This window comes from Fuchsiella alkaliacetigena (assembly GCF_023227765.1).
In the GTDB taxonomy this organism is placed as follows: domain Bacteria; phylum Bacillota; class Halanaerobiia; order Halobacteroidales; family Acetohalobiaceae; genus Fuchsiella; species Fuchsiella alkaliacetigena.
The window spans coordinates 66,690-91,231 of the sequence record NZ_JALKBZ010000003.1; the positions used below are offsets into that span (position 1 = coordinate 66,690).

Sequence of the window (24,542 nt, forward strand, 5' to 3'; positions counted from 1 at the left end):
CTTGAAAGCAATAGTGAAAATCAAAGATCTGTGTTTTAGCTATAATAAACATACTGTTTTAACAGGAGTAAATTTAGAGATTGATAAAGGCGACTTTGTCGCCTTTATTGGCCCTAATGGCTCTGGCAAGAGTACCTTAGCTAAGTTGATAGTTAATATATTAAAAGTTCAAAGTGGTGAAATAAAAATTTTTAATAAATCAGTGTCTTCAATTAAGGATTGGACGAAAATAGGCTATATTTCTCAGAAAAAAGACTTTAACTTCAGCTTTCCAGCTACTGTGGAAGAAGTAGTAGGAGCTAATCTCTACCAGGAGATGGGTTGGCCTAAGTTTTTAACTTCTGAATTAAAAGCTAAAGTGAGTCAAACATTGGAGTTAGTGGGGATTTCGGCTCAAAAGAAAACTTTGCTGGGGGAACTTTCTGGAGGGCAACAACAGAGAGTCTTTATTGCTCGAGCTTTAGTTACAGAGCCGGAGATTATAATTTTAGATGAACCCTTAACAGGAGTGGATTCTCAATCACAGCTTGCTTTTTATAGACTAATTTCTCGTTTGAATCGTGATTTGGGAATAACTATTATCTTGATTTCTCATAATATTGAGCAGATAGCTGGAGTAGTAAATAAAATATTCTATTTTAAGGATCAACGAGTGCTTTTAACTAAAAATAAGCACTTGGAGAATATTAGTTATAAGTTTGCTTTAAAAGCTAGGGAGGGCCCTTTAAAAAATCAACCGCAGGCGGTGGATGCAGAATGAGCTTGGAGATATTTGCTTACTCTTTTATGCAGCGAGCCTTTATAGCAGGCAATATTATAGCTATTATCTGTCCGCTGATTGGAGTTTTTTTAGTTTTAAAAAGATTATCGTTAATTGGGCATACTTTATCTCACATTGCTCTCGCTGGAGTAGCTCTAGGTATGTTATTAGGTATTTATCCCGTTTATACAGCTTTAGTAATCTCAATATTAGCAGCCTTGGGGATTGAATCCTTACGAAAAAGATATAATGATTATGCTGAATTATCCTTAGCAATTATTTTAGCTGCTGGTTTAGGAGTAGCTACTGTCTTGATCAGTCTAGCTGGAAATACTTCGGGTATTTTTAGTTATCTCTTTGGAAGTATTTCTTTAGTTACTAGTCGAGATATATTTTTAGTAATTCCTTTGGGGATTTTGATATTAGGATTTGTATTTTTCTTTTATTATGCTTTTTTTCTCTTAGCTTTCAATGAAGAAGAAGCTAAGTTAGTAGGGGTGCCTATTGGATTTTTGAACTCATCTTTTATGGTTTTAGTTTCAATTACTGTTTCTGTGTCAATGCGAATTATTGGTGGGCTTTTGGTTTCTTCCTTGATTACTTTACCAGTGGCTACTGCTTTACAGATAGCTAAAAGCTTTAAGCAAGTGATATTATATAGTCTGTTATTTAGTTTGTTAGCTGTAAACACAGGTTTGCTTATTTCATTTTACTATGATTTAGCTTCGGGGGGAGTGATAATTATCTGCAATGTTATTTATCTATTGGCAGTAATTATCTATTCTTGGCTAAAAAACTACATTAATGCTAACTTAAGTTTTAATCATTAAAGCAGCTATCGTTATTTAACAATAAAGTTATATTTAGCTCTGTATTTTAATAGAAATTAGTTTAAGTTAAAGTTTATGATTATTTAAATAGGTTTTAAAAGAGGGATTAATATGGATGAAAAGCTATCTATTTGGAAACAAAAATTAAAGAAAAAAGGTTTGAGATGGACTAAACAAAGAGCAGCTATTTTAAAGGTTTTATTAGCTAGTGAGCGTCCCCTTTCTGCTCAAGAGATATTACTTAGATTACAGTCCCAAAATTCTAAGTTAAGACTATCTACTATCTATCGTAATCTTAACTACTTTGAGCAGGAACAGGTAGTAAATTTATTACAGATTGACCAAAAGGAGAATAAATTTGAGTTAAATAACGGTCATCATCATCATTTGGTATGTGCAGACTGTGAAGAGGTTCTTGTTTTAGACTGTCCTTTGCAGAATTTTGAAAAGCAGCTTAGTGGGAAAACGGATTATACTATTTTGGAACATCGTTTGAATATATTTGGAATCTGTCCAGACTGTAAAAGTAAATAATCAGTAATTAGTTATTATTATTAAAAAACTTTATTATTAATAGCAGGTAAATTTATATGTTTTCTAGAAGACTATATTTAAACCGAGGATTTTGATACTTTGATATAATATTAGGAGGTTAGCATTGCTATGTTAAAAAAATACCAACAAGGTAATATTTATATGGGTCGTTTAGATTATGAAACAGATTTATTAAAGGAATTAACTGCAATAGTAAAAGATAAAAATATTAAATCTGGTCGCATAAATGTGATTGGAGCAGTTAAGAAGGCTACTATTTCTTTTTATGATCAGCAAAAAAAGGAGTATCGAGATTTGACTTGGGTGGAAGAGATGGAGATAGTAAATTGTGTAGGAAATATATCTTTGCGAGACGGCGAAGCTATTATTCATGCTCACATTACCCTAGGTACTTCAGCTGGAAAGCTAAGAGGTGGTCATTTAGCCGCTGGAACTATTGTTTTTGCTGCTGAATATATTATTGAAGAGTTTATCGGGGAAGCTTTTGAACGGGGGACCGATAAAGTTACTGGTTTACCGTTGTGGCAGGAGTAATATTTATAATGTTGTTTTTGAAAAAGGAAAATTCTTATTGAGTCCAGAAAGTACACTAGGGGGTATATAATTTATTAGTTTTACAGAAACTAATGCCAACTATATTAAATTAACTAAAAGGAGTTGGTATTAAGTGGAGCAGGAAGAGGTTCAGTTTGCTCAGTTAAATGATGAAGAAGTAAAAAAATTGACTAAAATGGAAACAACCTTGAGTAATAGAAAAGGAGAAAAAATAATTCTCCTGGCTTATACTGAAGAATAAATACTAACTAAGATATAATTTTAAAGGTCTGCTTAGAAGCCTCGGGGATAGAAAGTAGTTGATTAGTTTTAGAACTTGCCCCGAGGAGAGAGCAGACCAGCTAAGAAAAGTTTTTAAGAAGGAATTTAGTACTTCTATTAGTTACTTATTTTTTGAGCTTATTATTATATTAATCTTAAAGAGGTTGAATAAAATGGATTTAGAAAAGGAAGCAAAGGATAATGAAATAATTGAAAAACTGAATACTCTTTATAAAATGATTAAAGAAGTTTATTCTGTAACTAACCTTTATCAGACTTTAGAGTCTATAGTAGATATAGGTTGTGAACTATTACTTGCTGATGCTGGTGGTATTATGACTATAGAAGAGAATGAACTGAAGAAAAGTGCAGTAAGAAAAAGCAATCAAAATAAACTTTTTGTTAGGGTAGCAAAGAACTTAAATAAAAAATTAGTTCCTGATCGGTATGATATTAAAGATACAGTTTTGGAGTCTGTGTTTGAGGAACTTCAAGCAGTACTAGTTAAGGAAGCTAAATTGAAATCGGAGCTACCTTTTGTTCAACAAAGCGGTTATAATGAACTTTTGGCTGCTCCCTTAACTAAAGGTGATGAAATTTATGGTCTTCTTTTCTTAGCTAAGAGGAAAGAGTTTAAGCAAGTAGAGCTTCAATTAATTAAGCCTATTGCTATTCAAGGCTCTATTTTGATTAAAAATAATCAGCTTTTTGAAAAAATGCAAAGGAATGTAGCTGAACTATCTACTTTACAAAGGATAAGCAAGATAATTAATTCTACTTTGGATCTAGAGCAGGTTTTAGAATTAACTGTGGATGTAATTATAGGTACTATGGGGGTTTCGGCTTGCGCAGTAATGTTAGTTGATAAGAAAGATCAGAATTTGAAGCTAAAGGCTAGCTGTGGACTACCGGATAAATTTAAAGAGTTAGTTAGTAATATAGATATAAAAGCCCAAAATAACATTTTTACTGAGATAGTTAAGAGTAAAGAAGCTACTATATACAATCAGATTGAGCCGGAACTAAAAGAAAAGTTAGGTTTTAGAGATATGAAGTCGATTATATCTTTGCCGCTTAAGGTGAGAGAAGATGTTATCGGGATTGTTACTGCTATTAATACTTTCATGGTTAATAGTTTTAATGATGAGGATAAGCGTTTTTTAATAACTTTATCTAATCAAGTTGCTATTGCTATAGAGAATGCTAGAATGTATAATCAGATGGAGGAAATGGCTATTAGAGATGGATTAACTCAGCTGTATAATCATAGTTATTTTCAAGAAGCTTTAAGTGATGAAATCGAGAGAGCTATTCGCTATGAACAGCAATTATCCTTACTTTTATTAGATATAGATAACTTTAAAAACTTTAATGATAATTACGGTCATCAGTTAGGGGATCAAGCTTTAAAAAAGTTAGCTAATAATTTAAAATCGATTACTAGGGGGATCGATATTGTAGCTAGATATGGAGGAGAGGAGTTTGCTATTATCCTACCGGAAACAGGATTAGCAGGTGCTAAAAAGCTTGGTGAGAGAATAAATAAGTCTGTTCGGGAAATGGTTATTCAAAAGGAAGATGCAAAATTACAGATTACTATTAGTGTAGGAGCAGCAACACATGAAGAAGATTTAACTCAAGAAGAACTGATTAATAGAGCTGATCGGGCCCTATATAAGGCCAAGGAAGAAGGCAAGGATAGAACTTGTGTTATTGAATAATTGATTTAATAAGCTTCGGAGGGGAATTATATTTTATTTAGATAACTCTTGACTTTTGTATGCTTATTTGTTACCATTATAAATAGATTGTGAACTTTTGCACATTATTTTTAGAGGGTTTTAAATTTTAGATTTAAGAAGCTAATAATTGTTTAATCTGTAGTTAAAGAATAATCTCATTTCTGCTGAATAAAATTACTGTGGGACTGCTTTTATAAGCTTTAAGGAGGGTGGAGATGAGAGTTAAGCATAATATTACTTTATTGATAATTGTGGTTTTTTTATTAATAGCTATTACGGAAATTACAGGTTTACCAGAAAAGCATATAACTGAGCAGGAAGAAGAAATTCAATTAAGTGAAGAAATTAATAATTTAGGGATAGTTTGGGATGTATCAGCAGACTTCCAAGAGCAAAATGATAAAAGCAATCAAGAAATTTTAAATAATATAGTAGATGTTGTTCCAGAAAGTGTTAACCTTAGCTTAAGACCGATTAATCAGCAAGGCTTGCAGGGAGAACAGGTCTTTGTGTTGAATATGAATAATGGCTCTTCATTAACTAGTATAGATCAAGTAGATAAGTTAAGCCGAACTGAATACTCTTCAATTGCTCAATCTTTAGTTCAAACAGGTATTGATTTGATTAGTCGTGAAGGAGAGGACTATGTGTTATTGATTACCGACCGGGAGAGTGGTGATCAGCTTAATGATTTGCCTAGTAGAGCGGCTAATAGACTGCGTAAGCATAATATCCGCACATATGTATTACAGTTAGGTGAACCGGAAGAGGAGTTAAGTAAGGAGCTAAAACTTACTGCTGAGTTAGGTGGTGGAGAGTACTTTAGTTACTCTGATAAAGATAGAGTGATTCCGGTGATGACTCTTCTGGAGAGGTGATTGGGAAATTGGGATACTATAACTTAAAGTGAAAAAAAAAACTTATCTTTTTGAAGGAATTACTGCAATAAAACAGAAATACTATAACTGGAGATTGTATTTTGATGTTTATTAAGGCTAATTTTAAATTTTAAAAATAAAGTTTAAATTTTTGAAGGAATTATTATAGTTAAACAGAAATACTATAACTGGAGATTGTATTTTGACAATTTAAAAAATTGAAATTTTAATCAACTTAACGAATATAGTTTTGAATTTAAAATAAAATAGACTGTCTTTTCTTATGCAAAAATTTAGAAGATAAATTAAGTAATAGTTAGGATTCAAGATAAAGAGGAGCTGGAATAAATGAAAATAGCGATTTCAGGAAAAGGCGGTGTAGGTAAAACAACTATTGCCGCTAACTTAAGCAGAATTTTTAATCAAAATAATTATCAAGTATTTGCTGTAGATGCTGATCCAGATGCTAATTTAGCTACTACTTTAGGGATTCCATCGGACGAGGCTGCAAAACTGAAGCCTTTGGTGGAGCTAGAGGATGTAATTGAAGATAAAAATGCTGGCGGAGGAGCTTTTATCAGCTTAAATCCGAAGGTGGAAGATGTATTAGATGATTATGCTTATAGTTTAGATAATATAAAGTTTCTGCGGATGGGTGAAGCCAAGCAGGGTGGTTCTGAGTGTTACTGTAAGGAAAACAGCTTTTTACGTTCTTTGATAGAATCTCTTTTGGTTGACAAAGAGGAAATTGTAATTTTAGATATGGGGGCCGGTATTGAGCATTTAAGTAGGGGTACGGCTCAGGATGTAGACGTTTTAATTATTGTGATTGAGCCTAGTCAGGTGAGTATTGAAACTGCTAAGAAGGTTCAAGAAATGGCAGCCGATTTAGAAATACCGGCAGTAAAGATTATTGCTAATAAGGTTTATAATGAAGAGGCTGAAAGTATGATTAAGGAAAACTTTTATGCTCAAGATATTCTAGGCTTTATACCATTTAGTCAAGAGGTAGTTAGCTCTTCTATGTCGCAAGATAGGCAGAATAAGGTTTTGAGCAGCTTAGAAGCGAGCATAAAAGATATATATAATAACCTTTTAATGAAGGTAGGTGATGTAGAGGGAAGTTAATTAGAGCAAACTGAAGGTGTAGTTTAGAAGTAGGCTTTAAAGTATTTAGGAACCTAGTAAGACCATAGTTGTTATTGACGACTATGATTCATTTTCTGAGGTAGGTATTTCAGAATTATAAATGCTTTAAAATTCAAAAGAAGAATGAGGAGGTTAGGAAAATATGAGTTTTGAAAACAAGAGTTTTGATGAGGCAAGTCAAGAACTATTACAATTAGCCGAAGATAAAGGGCATGCAACGTGTTGGGATAGGTACGAAGATATGAAGCCGCAGTGTGGTTTTGGGAGCACAGGAGTTTGTTGTACTATGTGCTTACAAGGGCCCTGTAGAGTAAACCCTCATGATAATGACAAAGGGAATCAAGAGGCGATCTGTGGAGCTAGGGACTATACAATTGTTGGTCGTAACTTGATAAGAAGTGTTGCTGCAGGTACTGCTTGTCACTCTGGTCACGCTAGACACGTAGCTGAATTATTAAGAGAGGTGGCAGATGGTCACGTAGACGACTATGAAGTAAAAGATGAAGAGAAATTAGAGAGAATAGCTAATAAGATAGGTATTGATACTGATGGAAAAGATGTAGGTGAACTAACAAAGGAAGTAGCTGAAGAAGCTATTAGTAACTTTATTGGTTTCCACGGTGAAGAGATGAGCTGGTTGAAGACAATGGTGCCAGAAAGCAGATATAAGTTATTGCAAGATTGCGATATAATTTCAACAGGTATTAATGATGCTATAGGAGATGCTATGCATAGATCAGCAATGGGGATGGATTCTGATCCATTGAACTTGATTTTTGGTGCTTTAGAGACTTCATTAGCTGACTTTTTAGGATGTACTTTGGGAACTGATTTATCTGATATTCTCTTTGGAACTCCAGAAGTAATTGAATCTGAAGCTAACCTTGGAGTATTGGATGAAGATGCAGTTAATATTATAGTACACGGTCACGAGCCAGTATTGAGTGAAAAGATAGTAGAGGCAGCGAAGAGGCTAGAAGATGAAGCGGTAGCAGCTGGAGCAGAGAATGGAATTCAGCTTTCTGGTATTTGCTGTACAGGTAATGAGCTATTGATGCGTCAAGGAGTTCCTTTGGCTACTAACTTTGTAGCTCAGGAATTAGCAATTATGACTGGAGTAGCAGACGCAATGGTAGTTGATATTCAGTGTATCATGCCAGCGCTTAGAGAGATTACTGGTTGTTATCATACTGAGTTAATTACAACTATGCCAATTGTTAAGATTCCTGGAGTTAGACATATTCCATTTAATGATGCTACAGCTAACCAAGATGCTGACCAAATTGTTAGAACTGCAATTGAAGCTTATAAGAATCGAAGTGGAGAAGTTAATATCCCTGAGCATAAGAGTGAGATAATGGCTGGCTTTAGTGTAGAAGCTATGGTGGATGCTTTAAGCCAAATTAATGAAGAAGAGCCATTGAGTGTAATTACTGATGCGCTTGCTGAAGGAGATATTAGAGGTATTGTTCACTTTGCTGGTTGTAATAACGTTAAAGTTGCTCAGGATGAGAGTCATATAGCTATAGTTAAAGAAATGTTAGCTAATGACGTATTATGTACTGCAACTGGTTGTGTAGCTAATGCTTTTGGTAAGCACGGATTCTTGACTCCAGAAGCAATAGAAGAGTATGCTGGTGAAGGCTTGAAGAGATTCTTTAAAGCAGCAAAGGAAGCAACTGGCTTAGACTTACCAGCAGTATTCCATATGGGATCTTGTGTAGATAACTCTAGAGCTATTGAGTTAGTTACTGCTATAGCTGACTATTTAGGTGTAGATATTGGAGATCTACCAGTAGTAGCTAGTGCTCCAGAGGCAATGCACGAAAAAGCTGTATCTATCGGTACTTGGGCCGTAACATTAGGACTACCTACTCACGTAGGAGTAGTACCACCAGTAACAGGAAGTACGCTAGTAACAGAGGTTGCTACTAAAGTTGCTAAAGATGTATTTGGTGGCTACTTTATTGTAGAGACCGATCCTGAAGCAGCTGCTGAGAAGATAATAGCTGAACTTGATGAAAGAAGCTGGTTGATGGAAATGAAGGCTAAAGCTCAAGAGGCGTAGGTTGATTTGAGTTTCCAATAAGATAGTATTTGTTGATCGAAGCAAATCAGAAATTTGCAAGTAAAAAAATATTATTACCTAGGACGAGGAGGAGATAAAATGTCTATAGATGTATGTAAAGCGGCTATGGAAGGAACTATTGTTGCTGCTAATTTTGCTGAGACAAGACTTGAAAGAGCAATTAAGGACTATGGTCCGGACAAAGAGATAGCATATCCAGATACTGGATATGAGCTACCAGTTATCTCGGGTTTAGAAGGAACAAAGGTAAGTAAAATTGGGGAATTACCTGCAATTCTAAACAAGTATAAAAAGTATATAACTCATGACTATACTTTCGAGAATGCTAAACAAGCTGGTGAGTTAACAGCAGTAGCAGCTGAAATAATTGAAGCTCTAAAGTATGTCGATGGTGAAGATCCTTATGAAGATGAAGTTTATACAGGCTTTATCAGCGATGTTGTACTAAGAGAGCTAGGAGTACCGCTAGTTGATGGTACTATTCCGGGAATTGCTATTATTATGGGTAAGGCTCGCACAAGTGAAGAGGCTGCAGAACTAGTAACTGATCTACAGGGTAAAGGTATTCTAACTATTCTGAACGATCAAGTTATTGAGCAGCTAATTGAAGAAGATATCAAGATTGGTCTAGACTACTTGACAGTACCTCTAGGTCACTTTACTCAGATTATCCACGTAGTTAACTTTGCTGTTAGAGCAGCCTTTGCTTTTGGTGGTGAAGAACGTGGAGATGCTGAAGCTGTACTAACTTATATCAGAGATCGAATTAAGGCCTTTATCTTGGCTTTAGGCGAGCCGGATGAGGTTAGAATTGCAGCTCACTTTGTAGCTAACCATCTAGGACTACCAATCATTACCGATCAGGAGGATGTAGAAGAGATTGAAGATTGGTATGTTGTAGAGACTGACTACGAAGAAGCAGTACAGTTAGGAATTGAGCTACGAGATATCCACATTGAGATAGTAGATATCCCAGTACCGATCACAGTAGGACCTGCTTTTGAAGGAGAGCAGATCAGAAGTGGTGATATGTACGTAGAGTTTGGAGGTCAAAGAACTCCTGCTTTTGAGCTAGTAAAGAAAGCAGATAAGGAAGATGTGGAAGATGGTAAGGTAGAATTAGTTGGCCCCGATATAGATGAGGTAGAAGAAGGCGGTCAGCTACCATTAGGTATTATGATTGAGATTTATGGTAGAGATATGGAGGAAGACTTCGAACCTGTATTCGAAAGAAGAGTTCACGATTACTGTAACTATGGTGAAGGTTTATGGCACATGGGTCAGCGTGACATTAACTGGATTAGAATCAGTAAGGAAGCCGAAGCCGAAGGCTTTACTATTGGTGGAATCGGTGAAATTATCTATGCTAAGCTTAAGTCAGAGTATCCATCAATTATAGATAGACTACAGGTAACGCTATATACAGATGAAGATAAAGTAAATGAGATGTTAGAAGAAGTAGCTAGACCAAGATATCAGAAGCGTGACGATAGATTGAAGGATCTAACTGATGAATCAGTAGATACTTTCTATGACTGCCTACTATGTCAGTCCTTTGCTCCGGATCACGTCTGTATCGTAACTCCAGATCGAGTAGGATTATGTGGAGCAGTAAGTTGGTTAGATGCTAAGGCAGCTTATGAGATCGACCCTGCTGGAGCTAACCAGCCGATCGAATTAGATGATCCAATTGACGAGCACAAAGGACAGTGGGAAGCAGTTAATGATCGTCAGCGCAAAGAGTCTGCTGGTAAGATCGAAGAGGTAAATATCTACTCTATGCTAGAAGCGCCGATGACTTCTTGTGGTTGCTTTGAGGCTATTATGGCAATGGTACCGGAGTTAAATGGAATAATGATTGTAAACCGTGAGTTTGATGGCGGTACGCCAGTAGGTATGACCTTCTCTACTCTAGCTGGTACAGTAGGTGGAGGAAACCAAACGCCTGGATTTATGGGAATTGGTAAGACTTATATTACTAGTGACAAGTTCATTAGAGCTGATGGCGGTCTAGGTAGATTAATTTGGATGCCAAAAGAGCTTAAAGAGTCTATGGAAGATGAACTAAACAGTCGAGCAGAAGAACTAGGTTTAGGAGAAAACTTCGTGGATAAGATTGCTGATGAAACAGTAGGAGAAACTACTGAAGAAATTATGCCTTTCCTAGAAGAAAAAGGACATCCTGCTCTAGACATGGATCCATTAATGTAAATAAAGTATTAATTAGCTATTAGGTTAATTAATTACTAAATAAGAGATTGGGCATAACTACGGTTATGTCCAATCTCAATAAAAATAAATTAGATAAAACAATATGAAAGGGGAATTGGAATTATGGGACTAACAGGATTAGAAATTTATAAGAAGTTACCACAAACAAACTGTGGAGAGTGTGGGCCACCCACTTGTTTGGCCTTTGCAATGCAGTTAGCAGAGGGGAAAGCAGAACTATCTGAGTGCCCAGATGTATCAGATGAAGCTAAGGAGGCTTTAGCAGCTGCTTCTAAGCCGCCGATTGCTACAATTACTATAGGAAGTGGAGAGTTTGAAAGAGAGATAGGTGGAGAGACAGAGCTATTTAGGCATGATAAAACATTCTTTAATGAACCAGGAATTGCTTTGACGGTTAGTGATGAAGAGGATGTAGAGGCTAAGATAGAGAAAATTAATGCGCTTAGCTTTGAAAGAGTAGGTCAAGAAATAGAAGTAGATATGGTAGCTGTTGTTAATGATTCTGGAGATGCTGATGCTTTTGCTGAAGCAGTAGAAACAGTAGCTAATAATAGCGAAAGAACTTTAATTTTAGTATCTGAAGATGCAGCAGCAATGGAAGCTGCTCTTGATATAGCTGCCGATGAAAACCCATTAGTTTATGGTGCTACTTCAGATAACTGGGAAGATTTATTAGCTCTAGCTGAAGAAAATGACTGTCCATTAGGAGTAAAGGGAGAAGACTTGGACAATCTAGCTGAGTTAACTGAACAAATTACTGGTGAAGGTTATGAAAATCTAGTAATAGATGGTGGAGCTAGAGAAACAGCAGAGGTAGTAGCTCAACAAACAATGATCAGAAGACTTGCTCTAAAGAAGAAGTTTAGACCGGTAGGCTTCCCTACTATTACCTTTACTACTAAAGAAGATTCACAAGAAGAAGCTATGCAGGCTAGTAACTATATAGCTAAGTATGCTGGTATTGTAGTTCTTAGCAATGTGCTTGAATTAGCTGAAATGATGCCATTATTAACTGTTAGACAAAATATCTATACTGATCCAAGAGTACCAGTAACAGTAGAACCTAATAAGGTATATGAAATTGGAGAACCTGATGAGAACTCTCCGGTATTCATTACTACTAACTTCTCTTTAAGTTATTATAGTGTAGAGGGAGAGGTACCAGAGGATGGCTATATTATTCCAGTAGATACTGATGGAACTTCAGTATTAACAGCATTCTCAGCTGATAAGTTTGGTGGAGCTAAGATAGCTGAAGTTATGGTAGAGGAAACTGATATTGAAGATAAAGTAAGCCATAGAAAGGTAATTATTCCAGGTCATGTAGCTGTACTTAGCGGTAAGTTAGAAGAAGAATCAGGCTGGGATGTATTAGTAGGACCTAGAGAAGCATCTGGAATTGCAGCCTTTATTTCTCAAAGATGGGAAGAGGAACTAAATAGTTAAGAAAGAATGTAGTCTGCCTTAAGGAGGATTATAAATGCCACAAGTTAGGTTTTTACCTAAAGAGGTAGAAGTAGAATGCAAAAGCGGTACTAACTTAATGGAGTTAGCAGCCGATGCAGGAATAGAACTTAAGGCGGTCTGTGGTGGAGCAGGAAGTTGTGGAAAGTGCCAAGTAATAGTCAATGAGGGAGAAGTTGAGATACTTGATCAGGGGAATCTTTCCCCTGATAAGTTAAATCAAGGCTATGTATTAGCTTGTAAAACAGAAGTGGCAACAGATGTAACTATTGAGATCCCACCAGAGTCGCGCTTGAGTAAACACCAAGTATTTATAGATGAAAAAGCTGAAGAAGAAGATAAGCTCTTAACTGAAGAAGAGTTAGAGCTGCAAGGGAAGTTTGAAATAAGCCCTATCTATACTAGAATGAGTCTGGAGTTAGAGGAACCATCTTTAGTTAGTAATGCTGGTGATTTGGAACGCTTATATACAGAGCTAAATCGTAATCGAGGCAGCTTACCAGCTTTAAGAACTCCGCTGCCAGTTTTAAAAGACCTAGCTGGTCATTTAAGAGAAAACGATTGGCAGACTCAAGTTTCAGTGACTAGAGTGACTGAAGATTATGGAGAAATAGTTGAATTAAACCCGATAGATGATCAGCAAGCTGATTATGGTATAGCAGTAGATATTGGTACAACTACTGTGGTCTTAGAGCTAGTTGATTTAGAACAGGGGAAAGTTGTGGCTACAGAGGGTGCCTATAATCGACAGGCCAATTTTGGCGATGATATCATCGGTAGGATTAATTTTGCCAAAGAAAAAGATGGTGGTTTAGATAGGTTGCATCAAGCAATAATTAAAACTATCAATGAACTAATAGATCAGGCAGTTGAAAGTGCAGGAATAGCTCAAGATGATATCAAAACAGCAGTATTTGCAGGAAATACTACTATGGTCCACCTATTTTTGGGGATTGATCCTAATAATATTCGTATAGATCCTTATATTCCGACGGTTAACTTTGTACCTCCTTTAAGAGCACAAGAGTTAGGTATTAATATAAAAGACAACGGATGGTTGCACTGTTTACCAGGAGTAAGTAGCTTTGTAGGTGGAGATATTACTTCCGGAACCTTAGCCACTAATATTAGTGAGCAGGAAAAGATAACTCTATTTATAGATATCGGTACTAACGGAGAGTTAGTATTAGGTAATCAAGACTGGTTGATGACCTGTTCTTGTTCAGCCGGGCCCGCCTTTGAGGGTGGAGGAATCACTCATGGTATGAGAGCAATGGCTGGAGCTATAGAGTTCTTTGAAATAGATGCAGAAAGCTATCAGGTGAAGTACAGCACAGTAAACGATGCTCCGCCAATAGGCATCTGTGGCTCAGGACTAATAAATCTCTTAGCTATTTTAGAGGAAACAGGCATTATTGGTCGTTCTGGTCAGTTTGATATGGATCTAGATACTGACCGCTTACGAGAGACCGACTATGATAAAGAGTTTGTACTAGTCTGGGCTGAGGAAGCAGGAATAGATGAAGACATAGTAATCAGCGAAAACGATATCAAAAACCTATTAAGATCTAAAGGAGCTATTTACGCTGGAATTAGAATGATGTTACAGAATATGTCTCTACAAGAAGAGTTTATCGAACAGGTATTCATAGCCGGTGGTTTTGGGCATTACATTAACTTAGAGGATGCCTTGAAGATAGGGTTACTTCCGGACTTACCTTTAGATAGATTCACATTTGTAGGAAATACTTCCTTAAAGGGAGCTAGAATGAGCCTGTTATCGGAAGAGAAGTTTGAGGAAGTGCAGGAGATAGCTAATAAAATGACTTATCTAGAGTTAAGTGCCGAAAGTCAGAGCCAAGACTTTATGGATGAGTTTGTAGCAGCACAGTTTATTCCGCACACTGACTTAAGCTTATTTCCTTCGGTAACTGGGTAGTTAAGAGCTTTGAGGAAATAAATATAAAGTTTTTTATCTCACTTAGCAATAGCTGAGTTAGATAAAGACTTGATTAAATTCTTATATGTTTAGTTATATAACAAATAATAATAAAATTATAAAAATTATGAGAAAGGGGAGACTAAAATGGCAGTAGAAATACCAAAGGAAAAATGGGGTGGCCAGGTAAATGAGGTCACTATTGGAGCAACTGAAGAAGATGGAGGAACTAGAACGTCAACAGTAACAGTGGGAGGTTCAACTACTCTACCTTGTTTGAGCTTTGAAGGAGAAAATCCTAATAAAGCAGTAGTAGCAATAGAAATATTAGATGAAGAGCCACAGGATTGGCCTCAGCCTTTAGTTGATGTTTGGGGAGATGTTTATTCTGATCCAGCAGAGTGGGCTAAGAAAGCTGTAGATGAGTTTGGAGCTGAATTGCTTGCTATTAGATTGACTAGTGCTAATCCAGTTCGTCAAGACCGTTCTCCAGCTGAAATAGCGGAAACAGTTAAAGAGGTGCTAGATGCAGTAGGAGTACCTTTAATTGTAATAGGCTGTGGAGACGCAGAAAAGGATAATGAAGTATTAAAAGAAGTAGCTCAAGAGACTGAGGGAGAGAACTTACTGATTGGTTTTGCTGAAGAAGATAACTATAAAACAATTGCTGGAGCTTGTATGATCCACGGTCATACTTTAATAGCTCAATCTCCAGTAGATGTGAACATAGCTAAGCAGTTGAACATTCAGCTTACGGACTTTGGAATAGACAACGATCAAATAGTAATTGATCCTTTAGTAAGTAGCTTAGGTTACGGAATGGAGTATTCTTACTCGGTAATGGAGCGAGCTCGCTTAGGAGCAATTAGAGACGATAAAATGTTATGCATGCCGATGATTAACTTTATTGGTGATGAAGCTTGGGGAGTAAAAGAACCTGATACTCCTGAAGAAGAGAACCCAGGTTGGGGAGAGCAAGATACAAGAGGTATTATGTGGGAGACTATGAATGCTTCTACAGTACTACAGTCAGGAGCAGACATCTTAGTAATGCGTCATCCTAAGGCAGCTGAAAATGTAAATAAATTTGCTGCAGAATTAGTTGAGTAAATAATTTTGGATAATTATATCCATAGAAAAAAATCAGGAGGTAGATAAAAAATGATTATTATTGGTGAAAGAATTAATGGAATGTTTAACGATATTGCTGAGGCAATTAAGAATCAAGATCCAACAGCTATTCAAGAGTGGGCCGTAAAGCAGTTGGAAGCAGGTTCTCATTATCTGGATGCTAACGTAGGACCAGCAGTTGAGGACTCTCCCGAGGTAATGAAGTGGTTAGTAGAGGTAATTCAAGACGAAGTTGATGCACCGGTATGTCTAGATACAACTGATGTTGAAGCTATGGAAGCAGGTTTAGAGGTGCACGAAGGTACAGCAATGATCAACTCTACTACTGCTGAGCAGGAAAAGTTAGATGCTATTCTGCCTTTAGTTAAGGAGTATGATGCTGAAATAATTGGTTTAGCAATGGATAAGTCTGGAGTACCTAAGGATGCTGCAACAAGAACTGAAAAATCAATGCAGATTATAGCTAATGCAGATGCTCATGGTATTCCAATGGAAAATGTATTTATTGATCCATTAATTCTGCCAGTAAATGTAGCTCAGCCACACGCTCCGGAAGTACTAGCTACAATTCAACAAGTAAAGAAATTAGCAGATCCAGCACCTAAGACAGTATTGGGACTAAGTAACGTTTCTCAGAACTGTAATAACATGAAGTTAATCAACAGAACTTTCATGGCTATGGCAATGGCTGTTGGGTTAGATGCAGGTATCATAGAAGCTAATGATGAAGACTTAATCGATACTATTGCTACAGCAGAGATTATCTTAAATAACGATGTTTACTGTGACTCTTTCTTAGAGCAGTATAGAAAGTAAATAAATTAAAATAGTCTTTTTCAAGGAGTAGAGAATTAATTCTCTACTCCTTTTTACTTTATTTAAAATATTTGTGAATTAGGCAGGAAAAGTAGTCTAATAATAGAAACTAATAAACAGAAGGGAGAATTAGAATGAAAAAATTAACTACGGTATTAGCTTTAATTGGTTTAGCTTTTATCTTATTTTTTTTAATAGGTAATAATTTGTTTACTAACTGGTTGTGGTTTGAAAGTATAGGTTATCTTTCAGTTTTTACAACTATTTTACTTACTCAGAACTTGGCTAGAATTATCTTTAGTTTATTGTTGATACTTTCAATTTTTGTTAATTTATTATTTACTAAACAGGAAATTTTGGATTATAAAGCTAGAGATAAATTTGTAATGACTGATTCGGAGGAATTATTTGTTGATGAAAAAAGGTCTATTTTAGATTTAGTTAATAAAAAGAATTTAACTTGGATTTTTTTAGGGATTAGTATTTTAATTGGTTTATTATTTGCTTCTTTTAGTTCTAATCTTTGGCAGTTAATTCAGCAGTATTTTAATGCTGCTACTTTTGAGATTACTGATCCGATTTTTAACAATGATCTCAGCTTTTATATTTTCAAACTGCCTTTTTATGAGTTTATTTATAGATATTTAATGTTAGCTTTGGTAGTTAATGCTTTTTTAGCAGTTATAATTTATTTATTTATTAATTCTGATCATTTAGCCGACAGAAAAATAAATTTAAGTTCTCGGGTAAAGTACCACTTGACTATTTTGGCTAGCTTATTTATGCTACTCAAAGCAGGTGGTTATTGGTTAGCTAGATATGACTTATTATACTCTAGCAGCGGAGTAGTTTTTGGGGCTGGTTATACTGATATTAATGCTCAGTTATTAGCCTTAACTGTGTTAACGGTGCTTGCTGTATTGGTTAGTATTTTTATGCTGGTTAATCTCTTTACTGAAAACTTTAAGCTAGTGGCCGGAGGAGTTGGAGTTTTAATTGTAGCTTCTATAGTGTTAGGTGGTATTTATCCGGCAGTAATACAGAGATTTAGAGTAGAACCTAATGAATTAGCAGCGGAAATGCCTTATATTGAAAATAATATTGAACTTACTCAGCAAGCTTATAATTTAGCCGATGTTAAGGAAAGAAGGTTTTCATTTGATAATGAACTTACTGCTGAGGACTTACAAAATAATCAAGGGACAGTGAGTAACATCCGCTTGTGGGATCCTAGACCTTTAGCATCAACTTATCATCAGCTACAAGGAATGCGGAATTACTATAATTTTAATGATATTGATGTAGATAGGTACGATATAAATGGAGAGTATAGACAGGTGATGTTAGGAGCTAGAGAGTTGAATAAACAAAACTTGCCGGAGCGAGCTAAAACTTGGGTAAATGAGAAGCTTAAATATACTCACGGCTTTGGATTAGCAATGAGTTATGTTAATCTAGTTACTAGTGATGGACAGCCTGAATTTTTAATTAAGGACTTACCGCCTCGGTCTGAGTTTCAGCTGGAAGTTGAAGAACCCCGGCTTTATTTTGGAGAAGAAACTGATGATTATGTAATAGTTAATACTGATGTAAAAGAGTTTGATTACCCTAGTGGAGAGCGGGAAGTTAATCATGTCTATCAAGGAAGCGGGGGAGTTCAGTTAAGTTCTATGCTGAGAAGAGCGGCTTTTGCTTTGCGGTTTGGGTCTGCTAATTTAATTCTCAATGATGATATGCATGATGAGAGCCGTTTACAGTTTAGTCGTAATATTACTGAAAGAGTTAATAAAATAGCTCCCTTTTTGACTTATGATGGAGACCCTTATTTGGTTTTAGGCGAAGATGGTAAGCTATATTGGATTCAAGATGCTTATACAACTACTGATAGATATCCTTATTCTGAACCTTATAATCAGTCTATTAATTATATTCGTAATTCAGTTAAGGTGGTAGTTGATGCTTATGAGGGAGAGGTGGACTTTTATATTATTGATGAAGATGATCCAGTAGTTGAGACTTATAGTCGAATTTTCCCGGAGTTATTTACTGATTTTGCTGAGATGCCTGCTGATTTACAAAAGCATATTAGATATCCTGAAGATTTATTTAAAATACAGTCTCAAAAATATCAAGCTTATCATATGGAAGATCCAGCTGAGTTCTATAATCAGGAGGATTTATGGACAGTTCCAAATGAAAAATTTGCTGGAAATACAATTCAGATGGAGCCTTATTATATAATTATGGACCTACCAGGAGAAGAGGTAGGAGAAGAATTTGTGCTAATGCTACCCTATACTCCTGATAGGAGAGATAATATGATTTCCTGGTTAGCTGCTAGATCAGATGGTGATAATTACGGTGAGTTAGTTCTTTATGAGTTTCCTGAAGATCGTTTAGCCTACGGTCCAATGCAGATAGAGTCTAGAATAGATCAAGATTCGGAAATATCTGAAAGATTGAGTCTGTGGGATCAACAAGGTTCTAGAGTAATTCGAGGGAACTTATTAGTAATCCCTATTGAAAATTCAGTGCTATATGTGGAGCCGGTTTATTTAGAGTCTGAACAGAGTCAAATTCCAGAGTTAAGGAGAGTAATTGTAGCTTATGATGATCAAGTAGTAATGGCTAATAATTTGGACTTAGCATTAGCAGAGATATTTGGAGAGCAGCTGTTAGAGGATTCTGAAGAGCTTGTAGAAGAATTGGACTTTGATAGTCCGGAGATGGCTGAAGTAGAAACAGAGCTTAGAAGTATGCAGCAGTTAGTTGGGGATGCTTTAAGCACTTATAGTCAAGCACAAAGTAGTTTGCAGGAAGGAGACTGGGGTAAGTATGGTGAGTTAATAGATGAATTAGAAGGGATACTTAAAGAGCTAGAGAAAAAATCAGACTTATAAATAAATTATGAATAGGGTAGGGTGAATTTGATATGGATTCTAAGCTAAAAGTTATTCAAAATGCTACTAATTTGAATAAAGAGGAGGCTAGTTTAGCCCTAGATTTAGCTGAAGGGGATATTGAAAAGGCTTTGGAAATGGTAGATTATGTGGAAATGGTTTTTTTAGTTTTACAAATTAAGTTTCAGATTAAACAGTCTGGAGGTAAGGTTTACGGGTTAATTAGTATTATTGCTAATGGAAAGCAGGGAGATTTGTTAAGTCTAAATATTGCTACTGCTTATAATCGAGAAGTTCAAGAGACTAATATAGATATTAGCAATGAAGCCTTTGTGCAGACTATAAAACAGATTAGAAGAGAACAAGATAGTAGCTATAACCTTGAAATCAAAAAAGCTTTTAACAATACATTAAATTCAGCTAAAATTTTTGATTTATTTGCTAATGTTAAAGAGAATGAATTAGAGCTTGTTAGTAATCAATTAAGACAGATCTTAGGTAGTGTTTTTGAATCTCAAGTTGAGGTGGAGTTAAATGCAGAAGTAATCACTAAAGCTCAGGCTAAGCAAAAAACACATTTAGATTTACAAATTGAGACTGAAGATATTGAAGAAGGTGCAACTGAGGAAGAACAAGGAGAAGTAGCTGAGGAAAAAGAAGAGAGAGATAAGTTATCAATTTATCTCAAGTGTGCTCCAGTTATTTCAGCAATTGAAGGAGTCAAGACGGAAAATTTAGAGATAGGAGAAGAGATATTAGTTAGAATTGTAGATAAAAGAGAGATTGGTCGTTATTTAGCCGATTTGATCTGTACTGAAGAAAATCAAGTTGCTAGAGGAGTTATTAACGATATTTATTTTAATGAAGACTCTGGGAGATATACTGTTATGCTTGAGTTCGGGCCCAGTATTTTTGGTAAAGTACTAGCTGAAGGAGAAGTAAAGTTAGCTTTAGCTGAAAGTTTAGAAGTCGAAGAAAATGAAGAAGAGCCTGAAGAGGAGAATTTAAAAATTGAATTAGATTTACCTTGGCTTTTATTAGCTGTACTATTAGTATTAATAGTGATAGTAGTTTTTCTTTTAAATACTCTTATTTAATTTTATGGATTTGGAGTAGAAAAACAACTACGTTTTGATCTATTATTTCCCCTAAGATTAGTATTGGCAATTCTTTATTATTTACGAATTTTAAATCTTTAAACTCATAAACTATAGTTGCATCTCTATTAGGCGGCACATAATTAACTTTAAAAGAATGAGGATGTCTTTCAGTAACCTTTAATTCGCTTATTAATAAGGTGTTATATAAAGTGGAAGAAACTTGGCAAATTCCACCTCCGTAATCTGGTTGAAGCTCACCACCTATATAAACTGGTGCTTTTTGATAACCTTTTTCAGGAATAGGCTTGCCAAGTTGTTTATTCCAGGAGAATTCTTTTCCAGATTTAATAATTGAGCCGTTTAATTTATCTAAAGCAATTTCTATATTATTTACTCGTTCTTTTTGGTCGTTGTTTATTGGAGTAGTATAAGTGCTTAAAAAGCTTACTTTTAGTTTTTCTTTTTTATTTTTATCTTCAGTTTGGATATTGATCCATTGTTTTTGATTACTATTGATGAATTCAGCAGTTATTTGGGGTTTTTGCTTTTGGGAGCTTAATTTAACTTGGCTACCTTTAGTAGCTGTTAATAGTCTAGTTGCTGTTTCTTCAATATCTATACTTTCACCTTCTTTTTCAGGGATTATTTTTTTGCTATTAGGTGCTAGATAGGCATTTTGAGGGGGAGTGGACTTTTCAGCTTTAATTTCTTCTAAAAATTCAGATAGTTCATTTGAATTTAAGGGTCCTATTTTTTGGTCTTCTAATTTAACATCTGGACTCACTATCTCTTGCTGACAGTCATCATTATAATAAGAAGGGTTACTATAATTTACAAATAATAGAATTATTAGAATTATAATTAGGATTGAGGTAACTTTAATGATCTTATCTAAAATTTTGGCAGACATATAATCCTCCTCTTTTAATTCTATTATCGCCACCTGTTAAATCAGATATGTAACCAATATTTAGTCATACTTAAAGCTAAAGACTGTCAATATATGGGGTTGATGTTTACTTATTAGATTAATAATATTTTTTGATTTGAGAGGAGGCAGGAGTTTGGATACAAAAGAAATATTAGCAAAGCTTTCTAATTGTGACGGAGTTTCTGGAGCGGAAATAGAAGTTAGAGAAGTTATTGAAGAACTGTTAGCCGATTATGTGGAAGAATTTAAAACAGATGCTTTGGGAAATTCAATTTCTCTAAAAAGAGGAAATAAAGAATCGTCAGATATTCCTAGAGTGATGCTGGTTGCGCATATGGATGAAATAGGTTTAATGGTTAAGGAGATAACTGAACAGGGTTTTCTTAGGTTTACTACTGTAGGTGGTATAGATAAAAGAACTTTAATTGGACAAGAAGTTTTAGTTTATGGAAAAGATACTTTAGAGGGGATTATAGGTGCTAAACCACCTCATGTTCAGGAAAAAGCTGAACGAAAAAGAGCCATTAAGTTGGATGATATGTATATAGATTTAGGATTAGCTGAAGCTCGAGTTAAGGACTTAGTTAGTATTGGCGATATAGTGGTCGTTAAAAGAGAGTTTAATGAGTTAACTGGTAATAGAGTTAGCGGAAAGGCTTTGGATGATCGAGCTGGGATAGCTGTGATGATAGAGACTTTAGAGGAGTTAGAGCGGCTTCGTTATCAGGTCGATCTTTTTGTAGTTAGTACTGTACAGGAGGAAGTAGGAGTTAGAGGAGCAATCACCAGTACTTATGGAGTTGTGCCTGATATTGCTGTAGTAATTGATGTTTGTCACGGTAGGATGCCTGGTGTTGCTAGCGATGAAGCAGCTAAGTTAGGTTCTGGGCCGGCTATTACTTTGGGCCCTCAAGTTCATCCTCAACTGCACCAAAAATTCAAAGATATAGCTAAAGATTTAAATATTGATTATCAAATTATGGTAGATAATAATCCCCGCGGTACAGATGCCTTTGCTGTTCAGGTTACTAAGAGTGGAATTGCTACTTCTTTAATTTCAATTCCTCTACGTTATATGCATACTTCAGTAGAAGCATTGGATTTAGACGATATTAAATCGGCTGCTCGCTTGATAGCTAACTTTATTAATAGGGTCGATTCTGAATTTGTGGAGGGATTAGAATGCTTTTAGGTGAATTAGCAGATGCTATGGGAGTTTCAGGAGCAGAGTATGAAGTTCGGGATTTGATTAAAGAAAAGCTTGCCGATAAGGTTGATGAGTTGCGGACTGATACCTTAGGGAACTTAATTGCTTATCAAGCAGGTGATCCGGCCTTACCGACTTTACTGTTAAGTGCTCATATGGATGAAGTGGGTTTAATGGTTACTAAGATAGAAAAGAATGGTCTATTAAGCTTTAAAAAGGTAGGAGGAATAGATAGTAGAGTTTTAGCTTCTAAAAGAGTATTTGTAGGAACTGATAAAGTTCCTGGAGTAATTGGAACTAAGGCTATCCATTTGCAAAAGCCTAAACAACGAAAGAAGGCTATAAAAGCAAAACAGCTATACATAGATATTGGAGCTAAAAAGAGAAAAGAGGCTAAGCAATTGGTTTCTATTGGTGATACTGCTACCTTTGCTACTCAGTTTTCTCAGTTAGGAGCTGAGACCGTAAAGGGTAAAGCTTTTGATGATCGAGTTGGTTGTGCTATTTTAATGAATATTTTGGAGAAGGACTATGATTTTCCTCTTTATGGAGTTTTTTCGGTGCAAGAAGAGATCGGCCTGCGAGGAGCTAGAGTGGCTGCTTACGATATGGAGCCTGATTTAGCTTTGGTTATTGAAGGGACGACGGCAGCCGATGTTCCTGATAGTGAGGAAGCTCAATACTCTACTACCGTAGGAGCCGGGCCCGCTTTGACAGTAATGGATAGAACTATTATTTCTAATAAACAATTAATAAAGAGAATAGTGGAGATAGCAGAAAAAGAGGAGCTTGACTATCAGTTTCGACGCTCTACAGCCGCTGGAACCGATGCTGGCAAAATCCATTTGCTGAAGGATGGAATTCCTACAGCAGTAGTCTCTGTTCCGGTGCGATATATTCATTCACCAGTTTCACTATTGAGCTTAGCAGACTATAGAGCTACGGAGAAGTTAGTCCATCAGTTTTGTTGTAGCTTAGAAAAGGAGGGTTTTGAGATTGAAAGAGTTAATTAAGGAATTAACTGAGAGTGACGGTACTTCCGGTCATGAAGAGTCTCTAACAGAGCTTATTAAAACAAAGATTGAACAGCAGGTAGATGAAGTTCGCATAGATAAACTGGGTAATCTAATAGCTTTTAAAGAAGGTGCTAGTGAGCAAACTCTGATGTTAGCTGCTCATATGGATGAAATAGGTTTAATGGTTACTCATATTGATGAAGATGGTTTTATTAGGTTTTCTAGAGTAGGTGGAGTTGCTCCTTATTTACTCTTAGGAGCTAGAGTAAGATTTAGTAATGGAATGGTAGGGGTAATAGGTAAAGAAAAACTGAAGAGCATCAAAGAGTTAAGCTTTGATAAGCTGTACATAGATGTAGGGCTTAGCAGTAAAGAAGAGGTAAGTGAAAAAATAAGTATAGGTGATGTAGCTGTTTTTGATCGCAACTTTGTTGATCTAGGGGATCGCTTGGTAGCTAAGGCGTTAGATGATCGTATAGGCTGTGCCTTGTTGATGGAACTGATTAATGATTCAGTGGATTTGGCTAACGATACATATTTTGTATTTACAGTTCAAGAAGAGGTAGGTTTGAGAGGGGCGCGGACTTCCGCTTTTGGGATTAATCCTGATTTGGCTTTAGCTATAGATGTAACTCGGACTGGAGATACTCCAGAGTCTAAAACTAGAGCAGTTAGCTTGGGAGAGGGCCCGGCTGTTAAGATTAAGGATAGATCAGTAATTGCTCACCCACGGGTGAAGGAGTTAATGTTAGCAGTAGCTAAAAAGGAAGAGCTTCCTTATCAGCTTGAAGTTTTGAAGTCCGGAGGAACCGATGCGGGGAGTATTCATTTAACTAGAGAAGGAGTGCCTAGTGGAGTTTTATCTATTCCGGCTCGTTATATTCATACTCCTAGTGAAATGGTTGATTATGGAGATGTTGAAAATAGCCTTCGTTTTTTGAAGGCTTTTGTACAGCAAGAGATAAAATAATAAGGATGTGACTTACT

General features: G+C 35.9%; 20 protein-coding genes. 19 read left to right on the top strand and 1 reads right to left on the bottom strand.

Annotated features, from left to right (window positions below; translation table 11 throughout):
* The first annotated feature begins 1 nt into the window (after position 1).
* The 16 genes from MWH30_RS01560 to MWH30_RS01630 all read left to right on the top strand — a co-directional run bounded on the left by MWH30_RS01560 (position 2) and on the right by MWH30_RS01630 (position 20,398).
* Positions 2-760 (top strand): metal ABC transporter ATP-binding protein, encoded by a 759-nt coding sequence (locus tag MWH30_RS01560; protein ID WP_248662285.1) that lies wholly within the window; start codon positions 2-4, stop codon positions 758-760.
* Complete coding sequence (locus tag MWH30_RS01565; RefSeq protein WP_248662286.1) at positions 757-1,590, top strand: metal ABC transporter permease; 834 nt, start codon at positions 757-759, stop codon at positions 1,588-1,590. The genes MWH30_RS01560 and MWH30_RS01565 overlap by 4 nt, the downstream gene beginning before the upstream one ends.
* A gap of 111 nt (positions 1,591-1,701) precedes the next feature.
* Positions 1,702-2,124 carry a Fur family transcriptional regulator gene (locus MWH30_RS01570; protein WP_248662287.1) on the top strand — a complete coding sequence of 141 codons (423 nt, stop codon included), beginning with the start codon at positions 1,702-1,704 and terminating at the stop codon, positions 2,122-2,124.
* A 129-nt stretch (positions 2,125-2,253) separates the two neighbouring features.
* Positions 2,254-2,679 (top strand): PPC domain-containing DNA-binding protein, encoded by a 426-nt coding sequence (locus MWH30_RS01575; protein ID WP_248662288.1) that lies wholly within the window; start codon positions 2,254-2,256, stop codon positions 2,677-2,679.
* A 133-nt stretch (positions 2,680-2,812) separates the two neighbouring features.
* A complete protein-coding gene (locus MWH30_RS13760) occupies positions 2,813-2,941 on the top strand; it encodes a hypothetical protein (protein ID WP_282706120.1) in 129 nt (42 codons plus the stop codon).
* 193 nt (positions 2,942-3,134) lie between these two features.
* The gene (locus MWH30_RS01580; protein WP_248662289.1) at positions 3,135-4,682 is read left to right on the top strand and encodes a sensor domain-containing diguanylate cyclase; all 1,548 of its coding nucleotides are present in this window, start codon (positions 3,135-3,137) and stop codon (positions 4,680-4,682) included.
* 236 nt (positions 4,683-4,918) lie between these two features.
* Entirely contained in the window at positions 4,919-5,581 is a 663-nt protein-coding gene (locus MWH30_RS01585; protein ID WP_248662290.1) for a vWA domain-containing protein, read from the top strand.
* A 348-nt stretch (positions 5,582-5,929) separates the two neighbouring features.
* Positions 5,930-6,709, top strand: coding sequence for an ATP-binding protein (locus MWH30_RS01590; protein WP_248662291.1), 780 nt, complete (start codon positions 5,930-5,932; stop codon positions 6,707-6,709).
* A 163-nt stretch (positions 6,710-6,872) separates the two neighbouring features.
* Positions 6,873-8,798 (top strand): anaerobic carbon-monoxide dehydrogenase catalytic subunit, encoded by a 1,926-nt coding sequence (cooS, locus tag MWH30_RS01595; RefSeq protein ID WP_248662292.1) that lies wholly within the window; start codon positions 6,873-6,875, stop codon positions 8,796-8,798.
* 99 nt (positions 8,799-8,897) lie between these two features.
* Positions 8,898-11,030, top strand: a complete 2,133-nt coding sequence (acsB, locus tag MWH30_RS01600) for an acetyl-CoA decarbonylase/synthase complex subunit alpha/beta (protein WP_248662293.1) — start codon at positions 8,898-8,900, stop codon at positions 11,028-11,030.
* A 123-nt stretch (positions 11,031-11,153) separates the two neighbouring features.
* Positions 11,154-12,497, top strand: a complete 1,344-nt coding sequence (gene acsC / locus MWH30_RS01605) for an acetyl-CoA decarbonylase/synthase complex subunit gamma (RefSeq protein WP_248662294.1) — start codon at positions 11,154-11,156, stop codon at positions 12,495-12,497.
* A gap of 34 nt (positions 12,498-12,531) precedes the next feature.
* The gene (locus MWH30_RS01610; protein ID WP_248662295.1) at positions 12,532-14,454 is read left to right on the top strand and encodes an ASKHA domain-containing protein; all 1,923 of its coding nucleotides are present in this window, start codon (positions 12,532-12,534) and stop codon (positions 14,452-14,454) included.
* Positions 14,455-14,601: 147 nt separating this feature from the next.
* The gene (locus tag MWH30_RS01615) at positions 14,602-15,564 is read left to right on the top strand and encodes an acetyl-CoA decarbonylase/synthase complex subunit delta (protein ID WP_248662296.1); all 963 of its coding nucleotides are present in this window, start codon (positions 14,602-14,604) and stop codon (positions 15,562-15,564) included.
* Positions 15,565-15,615: 51 nt separating this feature from the next.
* The gene (locus tag MWH30_RS01620) at positions 15,616-16,401 is read left to right on the top strand and encodes a methyltetrahydrofolate cobalamin methyltransferase (protein WP_248662297.1); all 786 of its coding nucleotides are present in this window, start codon (positions 15,616-15,618) and stop codon (positions 16,399-16,401) included.
* 134 nt (positions 16,402-16,535) lie between these two features.
* A complete protein-coding gene (locus MWH30_RS01625; protein ID WP_248662298.1) occupies positions 16,536-19,301 on the top strand; it encodes a UPF0182 family membrane protein in 2,766 nt (921 codons plus the stop codon).
* A gap of 32 nt (positions 19,302-19,333) precedes the next feature.
* Positions 19,334-20,398: a hypothetical protein gene (locus tag MWH30_RS01630; protein WP_248662299.1), complete on the top strand. Its 1,065-nt coding sequence runs from the start codon at positions 19,334-19,336 to the stop codon at positions 20,396-20,398.
* Here MWH30_RS01630 and MWH30_RS01635 read toward each other — a convergent pair.
* Complete coding sequence (locus MWH30_RS01635) at positions 20,391-21,311, bottom strand: VanW family protein (RefSeq protein WP_248662300.1); 921 nt, start codon at positions 21,309-21,311, stop codon at positions 20,391-20,393. The two genes, MWH30_RS01630 and MWH30_RS01635, sit on opposite strands and share 8 nt — an antisense overlap.
* 154 nt (positions 21,312-21,465) lie before the next feature.
* Between MWH30_RS01635 and MWH30_RS01640 the strand changes: the two genes are divergently transcribed.
* Genes MWH30_RS01640 through MWH30_RS01650 form a run of 3 tightly spaced genes read left to right on the top strand, consistent with a single transcriptional unit; the run spans position 21,466 to position 24,525 of the window.
* Positions 21,466-22,524 (top strand): M20/M25/M40 family metallo-hydrolase, encoded by a 1,059-nt coding sequence (locus MWH30_RS01640; RefSeq protein WP_248662301.1) that lies wholly within the window; start codon positions 21,466-21,468, stop codon positions 22,522-22,524.
* Positions 22,515-23,552, top strand: coding sequence for a M42 family metallopeptidase (locus tag MWH30_RS01645; protein WP_248662302.1), 1,038 nt, complete (start codon positions 22,515-22,517; stop codon positions 23,550-23,552). Before MWH30_RS01640 ends, MWH30_RS01645 begins: the two co-directional genes overlap by 10 nt.
* Positions 23,536-24,525, top strand: a complete 990-nt coding sequence (locus MWH30_RS01650; protein WP_248662303.1) for a M42 family metallopeptidase — start codon at positions 23,536-23,538, stop codon at positions 24,523-24,525. The genes MWH30_RS01645 and MWH30_RS01650 overlap by 17 nt, the downstream gene beginning before the upstream one ends.
* Positions 24,526-24,542 lie beyond the last annotated feature (17 nt).

What these genes read in the sequence shown, in the direction of transcription:
- MWH30_RS01565 (WP_248662286.1), top strand. Translation starts at nt 757, where the DNA reads ATGAGCTTGGAGATATTTGCTTACTCTTTTATGCAGCGAGCCTTTATA.
- MWH30_RS01570 (WP_248662287.1), top strand. Translation starts at nt 1,702, where the DNA reads ATGGATGAAAAGCTATCTATTTGGAAACAAAAATTAAAGAAAAAAGGT.
- MWH30_RS01575 (WP_248662288.1), top strand. Translation starts at nt 2,254, where the DNA reads ATGTTAAAAAAATACCAACAAGGTAATATTTATATGGGTCGTTTAGAT.
- MWH30_RS01580 (WP_248662289.1), top strand. Translation starts at nt 3,135, where the DNA reads ATGGATTTAGAAAAGGAAGCAAAGGATAATGAAATAATTGAAAAACTG.
- MWH30_RS01585 (WP_248662290.1), top strand. Translation starts at nt 4,919, where the DNA reads ATGAGAGTTAAGCATAATATTACTTTATTGATAATTGTGGTTTTTTTA.
- MWH30_RS01590 (WP_248662291.1), top strand. Translation starts at nt 5,930, where the DNA reads ATGAAAATAGCGATTTCAGGAAAAGGCGGTGTAGGTAAAACAACTATT.
- cooS (WP_248662292.1), top strand. Translation starts at nt 6,873, where the DNA reads ATGAGTTTTGAAAACAAGAGTTTTGATGAGGCAAGTCAAGAACTATTA.
- acsB (WP_248662293.1), top strand. Translation starts at nt 8,898, where the DNA reads ATGTCTATAGATGTATGTAAAGCGGCTATGGAAGGAACTATTGTTGCT.
- acsC (WP_248662294.1), top strand. Translation starts at nt 11,154, where the DNA reads ATGGGACTAACAGGATTAGAAATTTATAAGAAGTTACCACAAACAAAC.
- MWH30_RS01610 (WP_248662295.1), top strand. Translation starts at nt 12,532, where the DNA reads ATGCCACAAGTTAGGTTTTTACCTAAAGAGGTAGAAGTAGAATGCAAA.
- MWH30_RS01615 (WP_248662296.1), top strand. Translation starts at nt 14,602, where the DNA reads ATGGCAGTAGAAATACCAAAGGAAAAATGGGGTGGCCAGGTAAATGAG.
- MWH30_RS01620 (WP_248662297.1), top strand. Translation starts at nt 15,616, where the DNA reads ATGATTATTATTGGTGAAAGAATTAATGGAATGTTTAACGATATTGCT.
- MWH30_RS01625 (WP_248662298.1), top strand. Translation starts at nt 16,536, where the DNA reads ATGAAAAAATTAACTACGGTATTAGCTTTAATTGGTTTAGCTTTTATC.
- MWH30_RS01630 (WP_248662299.1), top strand. Translation starts at nt 19,334, where the DNA reads ATGGATTCTAAGCTAAAAGTTATTCAAAATGCTACTAATTTGAATAAA.
- MWH30_RS01635 (WP_248662300.1), bottom strand. Translation starts at nt 21,311, where the DNA reads ATGTCTGCCAAAATTTTAGATAAGATCATTAAAGTTACCTCAATCCTA.
- MWH30_RS01645 (WP_248662302.1), top strand. Translation starts at nt 22,515, where the DNA reads ATGCTTTTAGGTGAATTAGCAGATGCTATGGGAGTTTCAGGAGCAGAG.